General features: G+C 63.1%; 18 protein-coding genes. 8 read left to right on the plus strand and 10 right to left on the minus strand.

Annotated elements, in window-relative coordinates; genetic code table 11:
- Positions 1 to 7 precede the first annotated feature (7 nt).
- Positions 8 to 793, plus strand: a complete 786-nt coding sequence (locus DQG19_RS03340; RefSeq protein WP_157974289.1) for a T9SS type A sorting domain-containing protein — start codon at positions 8 to 10, stop codon at positions 791 to 793.
- Here the strand turns inward: DQG19_RS03340 and DQG19_RS03345 are convergent.
- From DQG19_RS03345 to DQG19_RS03385, 9 genes are all read right to left on the minus strand, one after another.
- Positions 790 to 1,962 (minus strand): thiolase family protein, encoded by a 1,173-nt coding sequence (locus DQG19_RS03345; RefSeq protein WP_116124782.1) that lies wholly within the window; start codon positions 1,960 to 1,962, stop codon positions 790 to 792. The genes DQG19_RS03340 and DQG19_RS03345 overlap by 4 nt on opposite strands.
- Before the next feature lie 124 nt (positions 1,963 to 2,086).
- Positions 2,087 to 2,446 (minus strand): four helix bundle protein, encoded by a 360-nt coding sequence (locus DQG19_RS03350; protein WP_116124783.1) that lies wholly within the window; start codon positions 2,444 to 2,446, stop codon positions 2,087 to 2,089.
- 148 nt (positions 2,447 to 2,594) lie between these two features.
- Entirely contained in the window at positions 2,595 to 4,994 is a 2,400-nt protein-coding gene (locus DQG19_RS03355; RefSeq protein ID WP_116124784.1) for a 3-hydroxyacyl-CoA dehydrogenase/enoyl-CoA hydratase family protein, read from the minus strand.
- A gap of 79 nt (positions 4,995 to 5,073) precedes the next feature.
- Complete coding sequence (locus DQG19_RS03360) at positions 5,074 to 6,549, minus strand: hypothetical protein (RefSeq protein WP_116124785.1); 1,476 nt, start codon at positions 6,547 to 6,549, stop codon at positions 5,074 to 5,076.
- Positions 6,549 to 7,322 carry a hypothetical protein gene (locus DQG19_RS03365; RefSeq protein WP_116124786.1) on the minus strand — a complete coding sequence of 258 codons (774 nt, stop codon included), beginning with the start codon at positions 7,320 to 7,322 and terminating at the stop codon, positions 6,549 to 6,551. The genes DQG19_RS03360 and DQG19_RS03365 overlap by 1 nt, the downstream gene beginning before the upstream one ends.
- 5 nt (positions 7,323 to 7,327) lie before the next feature.
- Complete coding sequence (locus DQG19_RS03370) at positions 7,328 to 9,781, minus strand: YfhO family protein (protein WP_116124787.1); 2,454 nt, start codon at positions 9,779 to 9,781, stop codon at positions 7,328 to 7,330.
- 9 nt (positions 9,782 to 9,790) lie between these two features.
- Entirely contained in the window at positions 9,791 to 10,831 is a 1,041-nt protein-coding gene (locus tag DQG19_RS03375) for an NAD(P)H-dependent glycerol-3-phosphate dehydrogenase (protein WP_116124788.1), read from the minus strand.
- A 30-nt stretch (positions 10,832 to 10,861) separates the two neighbouring features.
- A complete protein-coding gene (locus tag DQG19_RS03380) occupies positions 10,862 to 11,272 on the minus strand; it encodes an RNA-binding S4 domain-containing protein (RefSeq protein WP_116124789.1) in 411 nt (136 codons plus the stop codon).
- A gap of 183 nt (positions 11,273 to 11,455) precedes the next feature.
- Complete coding sequence (locus tag DQG19_RS03385) at positions 11,456 to 11,677, minus strand: hypothetical protein (protein ID WP_116124790.1); 222 nt, start codon at positions 11,675 to 11,677, stop codon at positions 11,456 to 11,458.
- Between the two features lie 182 nt (positions 11,678 to 11,859).
- Between DQG19_RS03385 and DQG19_RS03390 the strand changes: the two genes are divergently transcribed.
- The 7 genes from DQG19_RS03390 to DQG19_RS03420 all read left to right on the plus strand — a co-directional run bounded on the left by DQG19_RS03390 (position 11,860) and on the right by DQG19_RS03420 (position 18,765).
- Positions 11,860 to 12,759: an MBL fold metallo-hydrolase gene (locus DQG19_RS03390; protein ID WP_116124791.1), complete on the plus strand. Its 900-nt coding sequence runs from the start codon at positions 11,860 to 11,862 to the stop codon at positions 12,757 to 12,759.
- A gap of 146 nt (positions 12,760 to 12,905) precedes the next feature.
- On the plus strand, positions 12,906 to 14,312 hold the full coding sequence (uxaC, locus tag DQG19_RS03395; protein WP_116124792.1) for a glucuronate isomerase: 1,407 nt from the start codon (positions 12,906 to 12,908) through the stop codon (positions 14,310 to 14,312).
- A complete protein-coding gene (locus tag DQG19_RS03400; RefSeq protein WP_116124793.1) occupies positions 14,309 to 15,343 on the plus strand; it encodes a sugar kinase in 1,035 nt (344 codons plus the stop codon). The genes uxaC and DQG19_RS03400 overlap by 4 nt, the downstream gene beginning before the upstream one ends.
- A 60-nt stretch (positions 15,344 to 15,403) precedes the next feature.
- Complete coding sequence (locus tag DQG19_RS03405) at positions 15,404 to 16,072, plus strand: bifunctional 4-hydroxy-2-oxoglutarate aldolase/2-dehydro-3-deoxy-phosphogluconate aldolase (protein ID WP_116124794.1); 669 nt, start codon at positions 15,404 to 15,406, stop codon at positions 16,070 to 16,072.
- Positions 16,069 to 17,061, plus strand: coding sequence for a TRAP transporter substrate-binding protein (locus DQG19_RS03410; RefSeq protein ID WP_116124795.1), 993 nt, complete (start codon positions 16,069 to 16,071; stop codon positions 17,059 to 17,061). The genes DQG19_RS03405 and DQG19_RS03410 overlap by 4 nt, the downstream gene beginning before the upstream one ends.
- Positions 17,051 to 17,479: a TRAP transporter small permease gene (locus DQG19_RS03415; RefSeq protein WP_116124796.1), complete on the plus strand. Its 429-nt coding sequence runs from the start codon at positions 17,051 to 17,053 to the stop codon at positions 17,477 to 17,479. Before DQG19_RS03410 ends, DQG19_RS03415 begins: the two co-directional genes overlap by 11 nt.
- Entirely contained in the window at positions 17,479 to 18,765 is a 1,287-nt protein-coding gene (locus DQG19_RS03420; RefSeq protein ID WP_116124797.1) for a TRAP transporter large permease, read from the plus strand. Before DQG19_RS03415 ends, DQG19_RS03420 begins: the two co-directional genes overlap by 1 nt.
- Positions 18,766 to 18,788: 23 nt before the next feature.
- Here the strand turns inward: DQG19_RS03420 and DQG19_RS03425 are convergent, their stop codons facing one another.
- On the minus strand, positions 18,789 to 20,135 hold the full coding sequence (locus DQG19_RS03425; protein WP_157974290.1) for a TrkH family potassium uptake protein: 1,347 nt from the start codon (positions 20,133 to 20,135) through the stop codon (positions 18,789 to 18,791).
- Positions 20,136 to 20,229 lie beyond the last annotated feature (94 nt).

The raw sequence follows: 20,229 nt of genomic DNA on the forward strand, positions 1-20,229 counted from the left end.
GTCCAGTATGCTCAGGCTCCTCTTACTCACCTTCCTCCTCGCTTCCACTTCCGGCCGGAGCTGCAGCTGGGTGACCGTGGACACCTTCTGCGGAAGGGCGGAGGAACTCGCCGAAGCCGGTGCCGCGCAGCAGGCCGTGGTCCGGCTGCGGGGCGAAGCCGTACGGTGGGAGGAGCAAGCCGACGGCAGCTCCTACGCCCCGGTCTTCCAGGTACGCATTCTGGAATCTGAAGCGGGGCCGTTCCGTGCGGGCGAAGTGATCTACCTCTGGTCGGGTGACGGCTGGGACTGCAATGGCCCCATCGATTACCTCGAGCCGGGCGTGGAATACCTGGTCGGCTTCCCTGCGGTACCTACCAACCGTACTTCGGTGACGCAGCTCCCCCCGAATACTCCGGAAGACCTCTATACCCTCTGGGGCTTCGGCGGCCTAGTCTACCGGATCATTCACCAAAACGGGCAGGACGTCGTCCATCCGGTGGAATTCGACGGGAAGCCCGTCCCCGTCAACCGCCTACTGGCGCACATTGCCCCCTGCCACGATGGAATCGACGCCGACCTCGCGCTCTACCCCAACCCCGCCACGGAGTGGGTGCAGGCCACCTTCCCCGAACAGCGGGTGATGGGGCTCGAGGTGTTCGACGGGCGGGGCCGGCTAGTCGTCACCGGCGACGCCGGTACCGGACCCACTACCCTACTGAGACTCGACGTGCGGTCCTGGCCGTCGGGGATGTATTACCTCACCCTCCGGCTGGAGGACGGGCTGTACCGCCGCCGGTTCCTGGTACACTAGAGCCGTTCGTAGATACCCGCGATGCCCTGGCCGCCGCCGACGCAGGCGGTGACCATGCCGTACTTCAGGTCACGGCGCTTCATTTCGTCGAGCAGCTGGATGGAAAGCTTCGCTCCCGTACAGCCCAGGGGATGGCCGAGCGCGATGGCGCCGCCGTTGACGTTGACGATCTCGGGGTCCAGCCCGGTTTCCTTGATGACGGCCAGGGATTGGGTAGCGAAGGCCTCGTTGAGCTCGACCAGCTGGATGTCGCTCAGGTCGAGGCCGGCCTGCTTGAGTGCCTTGGGGATGGCCACGCAGGGACCGATGCCCATGTACAGCGGGTCGACGCCCCCCACGGAGCAGCTGACCAGGCGGGCGATGGGCTCTAGGCCGAGCTGACGGACCATCTCCCCGCTCATCACGATGACGAAGGCGACGCCGTCGCTGGTCTGGCTGCTGTTACCGGCGGTCACGACGCCGTCCTGCTGGAAAACGGGCCGCAGTTTGGCCAGGCCTTCCATGCTGGTGGACCGGCGTACGCCCTCGTCCACCTCCACGGTGTGGGAACTGGTCTGTCGCTTACCGTCCTTGACGAATACCTCCTCCACCTCGATGGGCACGATCTGGTCCGCAAAGCGGCCCCCGTCGATGGCCGCGGCGGCGCGTTCGTGGCTGCGAACGCTGAACCGGTCGGCCTCCTCGCGGGTCACGTTATACTTCTTGGCTACGGCCTCGGCGGTGATGCCCATACTGACGACGTAGTCCGGCGTGGTGCTGGCGACCTCGTAGCTGGGGGCGAGCTTGTAGCCCGTCATGGGAATATGGCTCATGCTCTCGGCCCCGCCGGCGACGAAGACGTCACCCATGCCCGCCTTTACCTTGGCCACTGCCATGGCGATGGTCTCCAGGCCGCTGGCGCAGTAGCGGTTGACGGTCACGCCGGGCACGGATTTACCGAGGGCGCGCAGACTGATCTGCCGGCCCACCTGCAGGCCCTGTTCCCCTTCCGGGTTGGCACAGCCAACGAAGACGTCGTCGACCAGTTGCGGGTCGATCTTGTCGTTCTTCTCAAACAGCGCCTTAATAACCCGCACGGCGAGGTCGTCGGAGCGAAAGTTCTTAAACCCGCCACGACCGGCTTTGCCTACGGCGCTTCTCAGTCCGTCTATGATATATGCTTCTCGCATGATGGTTGATCTTTAAGTTTTGGTTTGGATTGAATAGGTGGGACTAAGAGATTCTGTGACTTGAGATTAAGGGACTACAAGATTTGGGATCTGAGACCAAGGGATTTGTGGAATTGGGACTTGCTTACTGTTTTGCTTTCAGGTGTCGCTGAAAATTGTAGAGCATGCGTTTGATGCTATCCGATTCCGCCATGAGGTATTCGGCGCGCTCGCCGGGCAGGTAGCCCAACCGTTTGGCCAATTCCAACTGTGTATAGACTTCCCCCGCTGAGCCTGCAGAGATTCCCAGAAAGTGATTAAATTCCTTATCGGAATTTCGGTACGCCCCTTCGGCGATATTGGAGGGAATAGATACTGCCGCACGCCGCAGCTGCTGGGTGAGTCCGTAGGTCTCTTCCCGCGGAAAGCATTTAGTCGATTCATAAACTGCGGTGGTCAATTCCATAGCTTTTTCCCAGACATTTAATTTTTGAAACTGATGCATGACTCAAAATTTGGAGGTGAAAAGCTGCTAATCTTGGTACCCCCCAAATCACGCATTTAAAAATTTCGATGAGCGACTGAAATCCATCGTCAGACAATCCCCAGGTCCCTAATCCCTAAGTCCCTAAGTCCCTGAGTCTCTAGGTCCCCTAGTTCCGAAGCGGCTTATTCGTCTGCAACATATGCTGGATCCGCTCGAGCGTCTTCTGTTCGCCGCAGAGGCTCAGGAAGGCTTCCCGCTCGATGTCCAGGAGGTACTGCTCGCTTACCTGCTGGGTGCCGGTGAGGTCACCGCCACAGAGTACCCAGGCGATCTTCTTGGCGATCTTGATGTCGTGGGCGCTGGCGAAATGCCCCTTCTGCAGCTCGTTGGCGGCGGCGTAGAGGGCGGCCAGTCCACCGCGACCGAGCACGGTGATGTCGTCGCGCTGCCGGGGCATCGTGTAGCCGTCGTTGGCCAGGTCCAGGACCATGCTCTTGGCTTCGGTGATGTTGCGGTCCTTGTTGACCACGATCTTGTCGCGGCCCTCGATCAGGTACCCGTAGTTGTAGGCTTCGTAGCCGCTGGTGGAGACGGAAGCCATCGCGACCGTCTTGAAGCGGTCGATCAGCGTCGGGATCATCACGTCGCCCTCGAAGAAGCTGTCGCTGGCGCGCAGGGCGAATTCCTTGGTGCCGCCCCCGCCCGGGATCACGCCGATGCCGGCTTCCACCAGTCCGATGTAGCTTTCCGCGGCCACGGCGCCCGCGTCGCAGTGCATCAGGCTTTCGCAGCCGCCGCCGAAGACGTAGCCCTGCGTCGCCGCGACCACCGGGATGGCCGAGTAGCGCAGCCGCATCACGCTCTGCTGGAAGAGGTTGACGGCCTGGTTGAGCTCGTCGAATTCCTGTTGGTACGCCAGCTGCGCGATGAGCATCAGGTTGGCGCCCACGCTGAAGTTGTCGGCGTTGTTACCGAGGACCATGCCGCGCCAGCCCTCTTCCTCCAGTTTCGTGATGGCCTCCTGGTAGCCGCGCAGTACGCCCTCGCCGATGCTGTTGTGGGCACTGGTGAATTCCAGGCAGGCTACGCCGTCGCCGATGTCGTGGAGGGTCACCTCGCTGTTCTGGTAGACCGGCGTCTGCTCGCGGTAGTTATCCAGGATGATGAAGGCCTCCGTACCCGGCTTTACTTTGTAGGATTGGCTCTCCAGGTCGTAGTACTTGAGCTTGCCGTCCTCCCGCTTGTAGAAGGTGTCGTGGCCGGCGGACTGCATGTCCTTCACCCACTGCGGCAGGGTAGCTCCGTCGGCTTCCGCGGCGTCGATACCGGCCTGGAGGCCTACCGCGTCCCAGTACTCGAAGGGCCCCATCTTCCAGGCGTAACCGGCGCGCATGGCGTCGTCGATGCTGTAGATGTTGTCGCTGATCTCGGGGATGCGGTTGGCGGAATAGGCGAACAGCCCGGCCAGCATGCGGCGGACGAATTCCCCACCCTTGTCTTCGGCCTTGAACAAGGCCTGTACCCGGCGGGGCAGGTCGTCGATCTGCTTGGCGGTCTTCAGGCTGGGCAGGTCTTCCCGCTGCGGTGCCTCGTACTCCAGGGTTTTCAGGTTCAGGCCGAGGATGACGCGGTTACCCTCGTCGTCGGTGGTCTTTTTGTAAAAGCCCTGCCCGGATTTGTTGCCCAGGAAATCGTTGTCAAGCAGGAACTGGTAATACTGGGGGATCTCCATCACCGCGCTGGCCTCGTCGTCGGGGGCGTTCTCGCGAATACCGGTCATCACGTGGGCGCCGGTGTCGTGGCCCACCAGGTCGCCCAGCCGGAAGGTGCCGGTCTTCGGCCGCCCGAGGGCGGGACCGGTGAGCTTGTCCACCGTTTCGATCCGCAGGCCGAGGTCGTCGGTGAGTTGGTAGCTTTTCGAGAGGCTGAAGACCCCGATGCGGTTACCGATGAAGGCGGGGGTATCCTTCGCCATGACGGTCGTCTTGCCCAGGTAAAGCTGCCCGTACCGCATGAAAAAGTCGAGCACCTCCTCCTTGGTATCGGGACCGGGAATGATCTCGAACAGCCGCAGGTAGCGCGCGGGGTTGAAAAAGTGGGTCCCGCAGAAGTGCTGCCGGAAATCCTCGCTCATCCCCTCCTGGATCATCCGGATGGGGATACCCGAGGTGTTGGTGGTGACCAGGCTGCCCCTGCGGCGCACCTCATCCACCTGCTTGAGCACCTTCTGCTTGATGTCCAGCCGCTCGACTACCACCTCGATGATCCAGTCGTAGTCGCCGAGTTGCTCCATGTCGTCGGTGAAGTTGCCCACCGTGATGCGCTTGACGAAGTCCTTATCGTACAGCGGGGCGGGCTTGGACTTAATGGCCGCCTGCAGGGCCTGGGCGGCTACCGAGTTGCGTACGGCGGAGCGGGTCTCGGTCGCATCCATATCGCGGGGCAAGATGTCGAGCATCAGCACTTCCAGGCCGACGTTGGCGAAGTGACAGGCGATGCCGGAACCCATGACGCCGGAACCTAAGACCGCGACGCGGCGAATGTGACGGGAGGGAGTGGAGGTCATATCATGATCGTTTAGCGAAAATTCGCTGGCTAAAGTAGGTAAAAGGCATTGGGACCCCAAAAGTTGACCGGCTTTCCGGTCAGCGATCGGGCAGCTTCTGCAATTTTGCCGCGATGGCGTCCCGCTCCCGGGCCGTGAGGTTCCGGTACGGTTGCAGGCTATCGAGGCTAAAGTAGGTACCGTTCATCGCGCGGATCGGTTCAATGCGGAAGCTGCCGAGGTACACCCGCGGGGAGAGGGTATCGTACTGGCCGGGGCTCAGTGGCTTGAGGGTCACCGCGGGCTCCTGCCCCCCGAGCGTCGCCTGCAACAGCGTTTCGTTCGGTAGTCCCCAGTGCATGCCGAAGTAGGGTGCGTAAGCATCCGCCGGCTCCAGGACGAACTTGGTACCAGGCAGCTCCCGCAATTCTCCGACCAGGGTCGTAAGGTTGGTCAGCCGCCGGTCGAAGTACCCATAGCTCCCGGCGATCGCCGCCAGACGAATACCGAATACCAGTAGCATCCCTAGCGCGGCCACTTTCGCGCGATTGCGCAGCAGCGGAATAAAGTGCAGCACGAAGGGGGTAGCCAAGATAAGCCCGAAGCCCATCCACTCACTCTCGACGTAGAAAAGCATATCCCGGTCGAAGGCTCCCGGGTAGGTCAGGCATACCAGCAGGTAGTAGCCCGCCGCCGCGCCGACCGTGGCGGCCAGCTGGCACCAGCGCCGCTCCCGCAAGAGGGCAGCTGCGCCGAGCAGGGCCACGGGCAGCAACAGCCAGTAGTCGTGGAGCAGGTACTGCTGCATGGTGGTGCTCTGCCCGTTGGTCAGACTTGCGGTAAGGGTGTCCCAGCTTAGATTAGCGACCCCCTTCAGTTTATGCCCGTCGTACCAGCTGTCGCGGCTCCAGGCGTAGCGCGCCACACCGCCGCAGCCGATGACCAGCGAAAAACACAGCCAGCGCCGCACCTGCGCGCGCCGCCACGGTTGGTGGACGCCTTCCAGACCGAGGTATATCCAGAGGTAGGCCAGGGACGGCGCCACCAGCAGGTGGGTATTGGTGGCCAAGACCACTAGTAGGGAAAGCAGCAGGTACTGCCACCAGGTAACGCCCTGCTTGCGGGTATCCACGTAGGTGTATGCGCCCAGAAAGAGGATGAGGTAAGCTACGGCCTGGTGGATCTCGTTGTTGGGCCAGTAGTAGCCATCGGACACGATGAGGGTGAGGTAGCATACCAGTAGCGTCGCCAGACCGTACTGCTTCCAGCGTCCCCCGACGACCAACACCACCGCGGTGTAGAAAAGATAAAAGCTAAGGGAGTACGCCAACAGCACTGCAGGGAGCGGCAGCCCCATCCTGCCCGTCAGCCACGGAAAGGCCTGGGTGACGTAGGCGCCGTAGCGGTGCTCCGATATGACGGGCCACCCGCCGTCGAGGATCTCGTAGGTAAGAAAGGCCGGGTCCAGGAACAACATCCGCTGCCGGTAGGTAAGGGCCGCGCCGGTCAGCAGCAGAAGCAGCACGGCCAGCGCCACCCGGTAGGCCATCCGTGCCGCCGCGCCCCCTTCCCCCATCAGTCTCTGCGGATAAGCACTTCGTGCAGGACGATCCCTTTTTCGGCTTTTTGGTCCCACGCCAGGTCGACACATTCTCCCGTGTTGCCTCCGCAGCAGGTGCGGCACTGGGTATGGCGGGCGTCGATGTAGCGCTCCACGCGGCCCAGGCCGGGGGCGTATCGCTCGTAGGCCTGCCGCAGGTCGATCAGATTGTCGGTATTGGCCTGGGCGACGGTGGCCACGCTGTCGAGGGCCAGGCCGGTATCCAGGGTGAGCGAGAGATCGGTAGCGGCGTAGCCGTACTGCCAGCCGTTGTACACGTCGAGGAATTCGGGGCCCACCGCCAGGTCGCGGGTGTCGTCGAAGGCCCGGTTGCCGTCCCAGGTCACTCCGGTCCGCAGTGGGAGCACGAGCTTGGTAAAGGTCAGGTTGTCCTCACTGCGCTGTACCGTATTGCCCGCCCGCCTGACGGTGAAGGTCTGCTTGAAGGTCCAGGGGGCGGTATCGTCGGCGCGTTCCCACCGCTCGCCGCGGTATACGGTGCGCCCGTCGGGGCCGACGAAGGTCTCCACCAGGGTCTCGCGGGCCTCCAGATGGGCAGTATCGTAGCGCGTGCCGTTGAGTACGGGTACCAGGACCACGCTATCGACGGCGTAGTAGGCGGGGCGGTTAAGCTCCAGCGGGTAATACTCCGCCAGGGTATCCGACGCGGGCGGAGCGAGGGTCTCTTCCGCGCAGCCGAGCAGGAGAAGGATGAGACAAAAGAACAGGGGCTCGGGGTAATTTTTCATGCGTACTAGCTTCTCACGGGCGTGCGGTACTGGTAAACGATGGCACCGATCACGCCCACGAGAATTAGAACGCTACAAATCAGCGAGATGGTACGGCCCAGGGAATAACTCCGCGGCGCGAAGGTCATGGTGATGATGTGGTCCCCGGCCGGCACCCGCAGGGCGCGCAGGGCGTAGTTGGCCCGGAGCAGGTCGGCGGGCTGCCCGTCGATGGTGGCCTCCCAGCCGAGGTCGGGCCCGTACCATATTTCGGAAAAGACCACCAGCTGGTCGCTCTTTGAGGAGAAGCGGTACTCGAGGTTGTTGGGCGCGTAGCTGGTCAGCTCCACGCTTCCCTCGCCGGAGGGTTCCAGGGCGGCGAGCGCGGGTGCAAAGGATTCATCCACGATCGCGGTACTACGCAGGTTCGGCACCGTACCCAGCGCGGCGAATTCGGCGTCCGGTCCGTCTACGTAGTCGATCTCGTCGACCAGCCAGGCGTTGCCGTAGGCGTCCGGGTTGCGCTGGGCGGTAAGCGCTCCGTTTTCTCCCGGCACCAGGATATACTTGGTGTTCAGCATATTAATCACGTCCATATCCCGGGGGGCCAGGTAGCCGTCGATGAGGTCCTGGTAGCGGCGCATCTTGACGGCCGAGTAGCCGCCGAGGCTCTTATGGAAGTAGCTCGTGAAGGCGTCCTGATCCAGGGGACGCGACAGGTTAAGGACGCGGTAGTTCGGGTCGGGATCCTGCAGGATCTGCTGGTCGGCGGGCGACGGCTGCACGGCGTTGACGACGGCACGCGCCGGTTTGAAATCGTCGTGGCTCAGGTAGCGGCCGTCGATGCCCGCGAAGTCCGCCACCCCGAACACACCGACCGCCACGGCGGCCACGGTGAGGCCCAGAGTCCCTTTCCAGAGGAGGTAGAGCGCGCCGTAGGTGAGCCCGACGAAGAGGAAGCTGCGCATGGCATCGGAGAAGTAGGCGTCGGCGCGGGTAGCCTCCAGCGCCGGGACGAGCTGGCCGACATCGCCCTGCCCCCCGGTGAAGCGGGCGATCTGGGCCGCGTCCTGGGCGGCGGAGAAGTCCAGGGTAAAGCCCAGCACGATCACCAGCAGCCCCAGGCCGCCCGCGGTCAGGCCGGCCCACCGCAGCTGCCGGCCGGCGGCTGCGGAATCCTCCTCGTAGAGCGTGTACCACCGCTGGACGCCCAGAATGCCCAGGGCCAGCATGAGAAAGGCTACCACGCTGAGGGCCGAGTTGGGGGTACGGAAGTTATTGAGCAGCGGCAGGTGATCGAAGAGCAGGCGGTTGATGGCCCCCGCGTTGCTGCCTAGGCTCAGCAGGAAGATCAGCAGCGTACCGCCGCCCAGCCAGACCCGCGCGCCGGTCCCCGCCGCGAACAGGCCGAAAATGAACAGGGCCCAGGCCACAGCGCCCAGGTAAATCGGCCCCTCCGTAAACGGCAGGCTGCCGTGGTACAGGGGGGCGGGGAAGGTCGCCGGCACCTGGAAGCCCGCCCGGCGCATGGCCTGCCCGAAGTCGGTATCGCGGTCGATCTCCTGTCCGCTACCCCCACCGGCGGCCAGGGGGGCGTAGGTGGCGAGCATGTCCTTGAATCCGTTGCTCCACTGCATGGCGTAGGCGTAGTCGAGGCCGCCCTCCGGGTCGGCGGTTTCGCCCTGCCCGGGGACGTCGGCCCCGCTCGTCAGTACCGCCCCCCCGCGCATGGACTGCGGCAGGTATTCGCTGGTGGTAAGCAGGTTACTGGCACCGGCCCCCATAGCCAGGCCGAGGCCCACCAGCAGCACGCCCATGGCCTTACCGAATACCGGTAGCGTGCCCGCCTGCAGGTGACGGATGAACTCGGCAACGCCCAGGAAGGGCAACGTCAGGCCAAAGTAATACAGCATCTGCGGGTGGTTGGCCAGAATGGCCAGTCCCATTCCCAGGGCGAAGATGGCCCCGCCGAGCAGGTAGCGTTCGCGAAACGCCAGGAGAACACCCGCAGCCACCAGGGGCAAGTACATAATGACGCCGAGCTTACTGACGTGCCCCGCGCCGTACAGCACGATGTTGTTGGTGGCTATCCCGACGGTGACCGCCCCGGCGAGACTCAGCCAGGGGTTGACGCCCAGCAGTACCATCATGAGGTAGAAGGTGAGCATGCCGCAGAAGACGTAGCCGGCCGGTCCGCCCATAAAGCCGAAGAAGGCGCGGTCGGCCAGCCGCAGCTGGTTGCCGGCGCTTACGCGGGCGATCTGGTAGGTCGGCATCCCCCCGAACATGGCGTTGGTCCAGTTGGTACGCTCCCCCGTCTGGTCACGGAACTCGTTGAATTCGCGGGAGGCGCCCCGGTACTGTACGATGTCGCCCTGCTGCAACCCTTTTCCCTGGAACTGGGGCAAGAACATTACGACGACCGTCACGAAGAATACGAGCAGGGCGATCAGGTGCGGGAGGAGCGGCTTGAGTTTCATGCGGTCGGCTTAAAGGAAGTCTACGTCGACGTCGTAGGGGTAGGTTATCAGGTAATTCATGGCCTCGGCCACCGGGTACTGCTCGAAGACGATCTGGTAGAGCATTTCGGTGATCGGCACGCGCAGGCGCAGGCTGCGGGCCAGGTGGCGGGTAATCATCAGGGTACGCACGCCCTCGGCGAGCTCCGGACTGGTGGCGGTCACCTCCTCCAGGCTCTCCCCGCATCCGATGCGGTAGCCGAACATATAGTTGCGGCTCTTCTTCGAGGTGGCCGTGGCGATCAGGTCACCTACGCCGGCGGTACCGAAGAAGGCCCGCTTGTCGCTGCCCAGGGCCTGCCCGAAGTGCACCATCTCCACCAGGCCGCGGGTGATCAGCATGGCCTGGATATTTTTTCCCAGACCGACGCCCTTAAGGATGCCGGAGCCCAGCGCGATCACGTTCTTGAGTACGCCGGCCAGCTCGGCGCCGAGCAGGTCATGGGTGCCGAAAACGTGCAGCTGCCGTGACTTCAGCACGACCTTGGCGCGGTTGATGACCTCGTCGAACTTGCTGGCGATCACGGAGGCGGAGGGTTGCCCGTCCAGCAGCTCCCGCGCCAGGTTGGGACCGGTAAGCGCGCCGACGCGCACGACCACGCTTTCCTGGCGAATTACGTCGGTCATGGTGTGAACGTTCTTGCGCTCGATGCCGGTCGTGGGGATGTCCCGCTCGTCGATCCCCGTCACGTCCAGTCCCTTGGTACCGTGGATCAGCACGTGGCTCGGACGCAGGTGATCGGTGACGCCCCGCATCATGGCCCGGAAGTTGTCCGAGGGCACGATGGGAAGGATGAGCTGACAGCGGTCGGCCACCTCACCGAAATCGTTGACCAGTCGCACGCGGTCGTGGAGCGGCACGCCGAAGCGAAAGCGCTCGCGGTTCAGGCGCTGTGTCAGTTCCGGATTCCGGCTGTAGACGAGTACGTCGGTGTTGCGGGCCAGCAGATTGGCCATGGCGGTCCCGAAGGTACCCGCCCCGATGACGCCTACGGGTTCGGCTTTTGCCATAATTGGGGAATAAGGGGGCGAAGGTACGGTCTATTCGCTATCGTCCCCGTCGTCCCACAGCGGCTGCTCCTTGAAGGTCTCGATCTCACGGCGTTCGCGCTTCGTGGGCCGGCCCTGCCCCTTCTCGCGGAATTCGCCCTGCGACTTGCCGACGAACCAGTCCTTGTATTTGTTCATTTCGTCCTCCGAGGTATGATTGACGTAGCAGGCTACCGCCAGGGGGGCGCCCACGCGCTTGTTCAGTAACTTGACGACTTCCAGGTCGAGGTTGAAGCCCTCCTTCTGCACCAGCAGCCGGTCGCCGACGGTCACGTTGCTGCTGGGCTTCACGGGGTCGCCGTTCAGGCGGACCTTACCTTTCTTGATCACGTCGGCGGACAGCGTCCGGCTCTTGAAGATGCGGACGGCCCACAGCCACTTGTCGATACGTACTTTATCCATAGGGTGTGTTGAGTGGGTTTGGTGGATGGCGGCGGCCGCCTACACGGCCGCGCTCGGTGCCAAGGTGCACAAAATGGCGGGTACGGTCCCCTACCCGGTCCCCCCGGCCGAACGGTGAACTTGATCGTGCAAACTCCGGGACGCGCATCCACGTGGTCCCCGGAACGCAGCGGCCACTTCTCCCTATTCCAGGATCTCGTACTCGATGTCCAGCTTCCGCAGGGCGCGGTAGGCCGAGCTCTGGTTGAAGCTCACCTCCACCTCAACGGGGGAGCCGGCGAGAAGAATATCGGTGTATTCGGCGGCGAGATTGCCGTCGAGGTCGTCGGCAATGTCTTCGAGGGTACGGGCGATGGCGCGACGGTCGGGACGGATGGCGTCGCAGTGGAGCAGCTTGATAGTCATATACGCACAAAGATACAATTATTCTAAAAAACAACAAAATGTTTAGTTTTCCCAGGTGTCGCTTCGCCTCCTTTTTCGGTTCGCCAGCCAGTTGGTGATCTTCCGACGGGTCCGCACCGCACCTGCGGCCCCGGCCCGGCTTCGCGTCTGCAATGCTTACCTTTTCGGCAAATACCGATTGCATGCAACGCCGCCGCTTCCTTACCACGTCTACCGCCCTGGCCCTTGGGGCACCGCTGACATCGTTGCTGGGGCGGTCCGGGCCGCGACCGCTGACCTCGACGCCCATCCGGAACAACGTGGGCTTTTACACTAACCGTGGCGGTACGATCGGTTACTTCCGCCCGGACGGCGGCGTGGGGGGCGTGGTGGTCGATTCGCAGTTTCCGGAACCGGCCGCGGCCCTGCTGGAGGAAGTATACGGCGTCACGAAACGGCTCGACCTGCTCATCAACACCCACCACCACGGGGACCACACCGGGGGCAATGGCGTGGTGGCCCCGCTGGCCCGGGAATACGTGATGCACGAGCGGGCGCGGCAGAACCTGGAAACGGCGGAGGCCGCGCGGACCGAGGGGGAGGCCGTACCGCTGCCGAAAACCACCTTCGCGAAGGACTGGGAGTTGGTGTTGCCGGAGGGCAACGAGACCGTCACCGCGCGGCATTTCGGTCCCGCCCACACGGGAGGCGACGCGGTCATCCACTTTGAAAATGCCAACGTGGCCCACGTGGGCGATCTGCTGTTCAACCGCCGGTTCCCCTACGTCGATCCGGCCGCGGGCGGCAGCCTGACCAACTGGATCGCCGTCATGCGGAAAATACGCCGCCACTACGACCGCGATACGGTCTTCATCTTCGGCCACGCCGCGGAGTCCTACCCGGTGACCGGGGACCGCGCCGACCTGAAATCCTTCGAAAATTACCTGAAGAGCCTGCGCCGCTACGTAAAAAAGGAAAAGCGGCAGGGCACCTCCCTGGAGGCGCTGAAGGCAAAGACGGTAACCATCCCCGGAGCCCCGGAATGGCGGTTCGGCGAGCGGCTGCGCGACGTCAATCTGGAGGTGATGTGGGAAGAAATCTGAGGGACCGGACCGCGGACGGGGTAGCCGAATCACACATATAGACCCCAATTTTCCACATTTGTGTGTTTTTGACGCAGAAGAAGGCGGCGGCGGCCAATCGATCAGTATTCGATTCCTATATTGGCCGGATAACGTCACCTAACCGCATGCAAAATCCTATTGTCGCCGACGACTTCCTTCTGGAATCAGACGTGGCCCGCGACCTCTACCATACTTACGCCGCGGGTGCGCCCATCATCGATTACCACTGCCATCTGCCTCCGGCTCAGCTGGCCAACGACCATTCCTTCAAGAACCTGACCGACGTCTGGCTGCGCGGCGACCACTACAAGTGGCGGGCCATGCGGGCCAACGGCATCCCCGAGGACGGCATCACCGGCTCGGCCTCCGACCGGGAGAAGCACCGCAACTGGGCCGCCACCCTGCCCTATACCATGCGCAATCCGCTCTACCACTGGTCGCACCTCGAACTCGACCGGTACTTCGGCGTCAGTGACCTCCTGGGGCCGGACAATGCCGATGCCGTCTACGACCGCTGTACGGAGCAGCTGCAGCAGCCGGACTTCAGCGTCCGCTCCCTCGTGAAGCGTATGAACGTGAAGGTGATCTGCACCACCGACGACCCCACCGATGACCTGGCCCACCACCGGGCCATCCGCGAGGACCCCTTCGGCTGTCAGGTACTGCCGGGTTTCCGGCCGGACAAGGCCATCCTCATCGCTGCGCCGGGCTATACCGACTACCTCGACCGGCTGGGCGAGGTGGCCGATATCGATATCCGGACCTACGACGACCTGGTCGACGCGCTCCGCAGCCGCATGGAGTACTTCCACGAACTGGGGTGCCGGATCTCCGACCACGGCCTCAACGAGCTGTGCGACACGGAGTATACCGATAAGGAGATCCGCAGCATCTTCTCCCAGATCCGCTCCGGCATGGCCGTCGGCAGTATCGAGGCCGAGCAGTTCCAGACGGCCCTGCTGGTCGAGCTCTGCAAGGAGTACCACCGCCTGGGTTGGACGCAGCAGTTCCACCTCGGTGCCCTGCGCAACAACAACGACCGCATCCTGCGCAAGCTCGGCGCGGACGCCGGCGTGGACAGCATCGGCGACTTCCTGCAGGCCCGCGGCCTGGCCCGCCTGCTCAATACCCTCGACAGCAGCGACCAGCTCACCAAGACCATCGTTTACAACCTGAACCCGGCCGACAACGAGGTCATCGCCACCATGATGGGCAACTTCCAGGACGGCAGCGTCGCCGGCAAAATGCAGTACGGCTCCGCCTGGTGGTTCCTGGACCAGCTCGACGGCATGGAAAAACAAATCAACGCCCTGTCCAACATGGGCCTGCTCAGCCGCTTCGTCGGTATGCTCACGGACAGCCGCTCCTTCCTTTCCTTCCCCCGCCACGAATACTTCCGCCGGTTGCTCTGCAATATGTTCGGACAGGACATCGAGCGCGGACTGCTGCCGGACGACCGCAAGTTCATCGGCGGCCTGATCGAGAACATCTGTTACACCAACGCTAAAAACTATTTCAATTTCCCCGCATGAAAGTTGTCACCTTCGGAGAGATCATGCTCCGCCTTACCCCCCCGGGACACCTGCGTTTCAGCCAGGCCTCCAGCTTCGACGTCGTCTACGGTGGCGGAGAAAGCAACGTAGCCGTGGCCCTCGCTAATTATGGCCTCGACGCCCACTTCGTGACCCGTCTGCCCGATAACGACATCGGTGAGTGCGCGCTGATGGAACTGCGCAAGCGCAACGTCAAGACCGACCACGTCATCCGCGGCGGCGAGCGCCTGGGCATCTACTTCCTGGAAATGGGCGCCGTTCAGCGGGGCTCGAAGGTGGTTTACGACCGGGCCTACTCGGGCATGGCTACCATCGAAAAGGGCATGGTCGACTGGGATGCCGTCCTGAAGGACGCCGACTGGTTCCACTGGACCGGCATCACGCCGGCCCTTTCGCAGGGAGCCGCCGACGCCTGCCTCGAGGCCATCCAGGCCGCCAACCGCCTGGGCGTGCCCGTATCCACCGACCTCAACTACCGCGCCAAGCTGTGGAAGTACGGCAAGGACCCCAAGGAGGTGATGCCCGACCTCGTCGAGGGCTGCGACGTCATCCTGGGCAACGAGGAGGACGCCGAGAAGCACTTCGGCCTTCACCCCGAAGAGGTGGACGTCACCGCCGGAGGTGAAATGGACGGCAAGAAGTACCTGCCCGTGCTGAAGGAACTCATGAACCGCTTTCCCCGCTGCAAGATGACCATCACCACCCTGCGGGGGTCCGTCAGCGCCAGCCACAACAGCTGGTCGGGCGTCCTCTACGACGGCGATAAGCTGTACGAGACCGAGACCTACCAGATCACCGACATCGTGGACCGCGTCGGCGGCGGCGACAGCTTCATGTCCGCCCTCATCTACGGCCTCCTCACCTTCAAGGACGACAAGCAAAAAGCCCTGGATTTCGCGGTAGGAGCCTCCTGCCTCAAGCACACCATTTACGGCGACGCCAACCTGGTCACCGTAGACGAAGTAAATAAACTCATCGAAGGCGACGGCTCCGGCCGCGTCGCCCGCTAAGCGTATATTGAACTCCGGAGGCCGGCGCGCCGGCCTCCGGATTCGTCATGCAATACCCCTATGTCCGTACATACCCGCCTGCAAACCCTGTCTGTTATCCACGACCAGGGCATCATGCCACTTTTCTACCACCACGACGCCGGGCTCGGCAAGCAAGTCCTGAAGGCCTGCTACGACGCCGGTGGCCGCCTGCTGGAATTCACTAACCGGGGCGACTTCGCCCACGAGACCTTCCGCGAGCTTAACCTCTACGCCCGCCAGGAACTGCCCGAAATGGTCCTGGGCGTAGGCTCCGTCAACGATGCGGCCACCGCTGCCCTCTACATGCAGCTGGGGGCCAGCTTCATTGTCTCCGCCTCGCTGCGGGAAGACGTAGCGCTGGTCTGCAACCGCCGTAAGGTGCCCTACCTGCCGGGCTGCGCTACCCTCACGGAGATCGGCCGCGCCGAGGAACTGGGCTGCGAGATCGTGAAGCTCTTTCCGGGCAGCGTCTACGGCCCCGAATTCATCAAGGCCATCCGCGGTCCCCAACCCTGGACTAGCATCATGCCCACCGGCGGCGTGACCACCGAACTCCACAACCTGAAAGGCTGGTTCTCGGCCGGCGCCGTGTGCGTAGGGCTGGGTTCCCAACTCATCGGCAACTCGGTGCTCAAGGAGGGCAAGTTCTCCGAACTCACCGACAGCGTGCGGGAGGCCCTCAGAGTAGCCAAAGAGCTGCGCGCATGAGAACGCTACTGTCTATTTGCTGCCTACTGACCCTGCTGCTGAGCGGCTGCGCCGAGGACCTGGAGGGAAACCGCGTCCTGCGGCTGGCCCACGGACTGGATACGGGCCACCCCGTTCACCTCGGCATGGTCTATATGGCCGAGCGGCTGGCCGAGCTGTCCAACGGAGAGCTTACCATCAGCATCTACCCCAACAACCAGCTGGGCAGCGAGCGGCAGTGCCTCGAACTCCTCCAGATCGGCAGCCTCGACATGACTAAGGTCTCGGCCGCCGTGCTCGAGAACTTTTCGCCCGAGATCGCCGTGCTTTCCCTGCCGTACGTATTTCGCGGCCGGGAACACATTTACAAGTTTCAGGACAGCCCCCTGGGCCGGGAAATGCTCAGCGCCAGCGAGGAGTTCCGGCTGCGGGGGCTAGTCTACTTCGACGCCGGACAGCGCTCCTTCTACACCAAGGACCACCCCATCAACGTACCCGCCGACCTGCAGGGCGAAAAGATCCGCGTGCAGCTCAGCGCCACCGCGATCGCGATGGTACAGGCGCTGGGCGGCTCCCCCACCCCCATCTCCTACGGAGAACTCTACACTGCCCTCCAGCAGGGCGTCGTGGATGGTGCGGAAAACAACCCGCCCAGTTTTTACACCTCCCGGCATTACGAGGTCTGCAAGTACTATACCCTCGACGAGCACACCGCCGTCCCCGACGTGCTGATGATCGGCACCGAAGCCTGGGCGCGGCTCAGCGAGCAGGAACGGTCGTGGCTACAGGCCGCGGCGGACGAGGCCGTGGTCTACCAGCGGGAGCTCTGGCAGGAAGCCGAGGCGGATGCCCTGGCCAAGGTAGAAGCCGAAGGCGTACAGATCATCCGCCCGGACAAGGGCCCCTTCATCGAGCAGACGGCGCCCATCCTGGAAAGCTACCGCAGTCAGCCGCGGCTGTACTCGCTGATTCAACAGATCATTGCAATGGCCCCCGAAGATGAAGGATAAGGTTGACAAAGTACTGGGCTACGCCCTGGTGATCATGCTCGCCGTTATGACGCTCGACGTGCTGTGGGGGGTCTTCACCCGGTACGTCATGAGCAATCAGGCGAGCTGGTCCGAAGAACTGGCCCGCTTCCTCCTCATCTGGATCGGTATCCTCGGGGCCGCCTACGCCAGCGGACAACGGTTGCACCTCTCCATCGACCTGCTGAATAATAAGCCCGTGCGGTTGATCGCGGTGCTGATCATCCTGTTCGCCTTCGGGGTGCTGGTCCTCGGCGGTTCCCGCCTCGTACTGCTGACCGCCGAACTGGGTCAGCGGTCCCCGGCCCTGGGCATCCCGATGTCGCTCATCTACTCCGTCGTGCCGATCAGCGGACTTCTCATTATCTACTACCGCCTGTCGGACTTTAAAGCCACCTGATGGAAGTCGCCATCCTCGTACTCACCTTCGTCGTTCTGATCGGTCTGGGCATGCCCATTGCCTGGTGTATCGGCATCAGCGCCACCGTGACGATGCTGGTGAGCATCCCTACCCTTCCGGCGCTGACCACCGTGGCCCAGCAGACCGCTACCGGCCTCGACAGTTTCAGTCTGCTGGCTATCCCCTTCTTCATTCTGGCCGGGCAGATCATGAACCAGGGTGGCATCGCCCGCCGGCTCATTGCCTTTGCCCGCTCATTAGTGGGCGGCCTTCCGGGCGGCTTGGCGCACGTCAACGTCATCGCAGCGATGCTCTTCGGGGCCATCGCCGGCTCGGCGGCGGCCGCGGCGTCGGCCATCGGGGAAACCGTGGGCAAGGCCATGGAAAAAGAAGGCTACAGTAAGGAGTTCTCCGCGGCCGTCAATATCACCTCTTCTACCACGGGGCTGATTATTCCGCCGAGCAATATCCTCATCGTCTACAGCCTCGCCAGCGGCGGCGTCAGCATCGCGGCGCTCTTTCTGGCGGGCTACATCCCGGGCCTGCTGGTGGGCCTGCTGCTTATGATCGTGGCCGCCATCATCTCCAAGCGAAAGGGGTACACCACGCGGGGCACCTTCTCCCTCGGTGAGATCGGCCGCACCTTCGTCGGGGCGCTTCCGAGCCTGCTGCTGCTCGTTATCGTCATTGGCGGCATCGTTGCCGGCGTTTTCACCGCCACGGAGGCCTCGGCCGCCGCGGTGCTGTACTGCCTGGGACTGAGTTTTATTTATCGGGAAGTCAAGCTGAAGGACTTACCGCAGGTCTTCCTCAACGCAGTCGGGACCACCTCGATCGTCATGATCCTGATCGCCACGTCCATCTCGATGTCCTGGATCATGGCCTTCGAGAACATTCCCCAGGACATCACCAGCTTCCTGCTGGCGACCAGCGATAACCCGATCGTGATCATGATCATCATCAACCTAATCCTGCTCTTCGTGGGCGTGTTCATGGACATGACGCCGGCCGTACTGATCTTCACCCCGATCTTCCTGCCGGTCGCGCAGCAGATCGGCATCGATCCGGTTCACTTCGGCATCATCATGATCCTCAACCTCTGCATCGGTCTCTGTACCCCCCCGGTGGGTGCGGTACTCTTCGTAGGAGTTGGCGTGGCCGGTACGACGATCCAGAAGGTCGTCCGCCCGATGCTGCCCTTTTTCGTAGCTATGCTCGTCGCCCTGCTGATCGTGACGCTCGTGCCGGGCCTCAGCACCTGGCTCCCGGCTCAGTTCGGATTCTAGGCGGCGCGGCGCGGGTGCGGGGCCTACCCCTCAATCGCAATATCCCCGTCCTGCCCGTCACCGGGGTCGGCCACCTCACCGGATTGCGGCGAATGGCCGAAGACGGCCATGATCACGGACAGTGTACCTAATCGCCCGAGAATCATCAGCACCATCAGGAGCACCTTCCCGGACGGGCCCACTTCCCCCGTCGTACCCAGCGAGAGCCCTACCGTTCCGAGGGCGGAGACCACCTCAAAGATGGGGGCCAGGCTATCGTCGGGCGTGCGAACGAGCAGCACGAAACCCGCCGTGACCACTGCGATCAGGTTGGCAATCAACAGGGCCACCGCCAGGTGGACCCGCTGTTGGGTGAGCCGGGCCCCGAGCAGCACCACGTCGCGCCGGCGGCGCACGACCGATACGACGTAGGCCACCCCCGTGGCGGCCGTGGTGTTCTTGATGCCGCCACCCGTACCCGAGGGGGACGCCCCGATGAACATGAAGACCGTCAGCAACAGGTAGCTGGCGGCACTCAGGCGGTCGATGGGCACGGTGCTGAAGCCCGTGGTGGAGATGGTGCTTACGGCCTGAAATGCTCCCGCCATGAGGTCCTGCTGCCAGCGACCGCCGCCCCGGAAGTAGGGATCGTAGAGGAGCAGCGTCGCCGTCACGCCCACCAGGCTGACGGACATGACCAGCAGTATCACCCGGGTCGTGATGCCCAGCCGCTCGGTCGTACCCCGCAGCCGGTCGTAGACGTCCACGAAGAAGAGGAAGCCGAACGAACCGGCCAGGCTGAGCAGGGAGACGGTCACGTTGACCGCAACACTGTCCGTGAAGCCCTGCAGGCTGTCGGTAAAGAGGTGGAATCCCGCGGTGCAGAAAGCGCTGACCGCGATGAAGATGCCCTTCCAGACCGGCATACTCTCTCCGTGGGCGGAAAAGGCGAACGACAGCACGATACCGCCGATGAGCTCGCACGCGACCGTGAACCAGAGGAGCTTGATCAGGAACGTGCGGTGGTCGGAGCCCTCGGGTACGGTGTAATCATTCTCTACCATCTCCGCCTCTTCCCGATCGGGCGACTTTACCCCGTAAGGGCTATCCATGAGGAGCCAGCCGGCCAGCGACATATACCCCAGCCCCCCTACCTGGATCAGCAGCAGGATTACGACCTGCCCCGTGAAGGAATAGGTATCGGCCACGTTGAGGGTCGTGAGGCCGGTCGTCGTCAGCGCCGAGGTTGCCGTGAAGCAGGAGTCCAGCCAGGAGAGCGATTGTGAAGTGCAGATATTCAGGCTGAGCGCCCCACACCCCACCGCGAGCAGCACGAAGTAGCCGATCAGCAGCTTCTGCAGGGGCGTCGCCTTGGTGCGGTACAGGTTCACACCCGCTGAAAGGGAAGAGAACCGAATTTAGTTGCGCCGATCTAGTGGATTCCGGCTAATTCAGGTAACAACGCGTCTCCGCAACAAATTTTGC

Origin of the sequence: Lewinella sp. IMCC34183 (assembly GCF_003390915.1) — a bacterium.
Lineage (GTDB): Bacteria > Bacteroidota > Bacteroidia > Chitinophagales > Saprospiraceae > Neolewinella.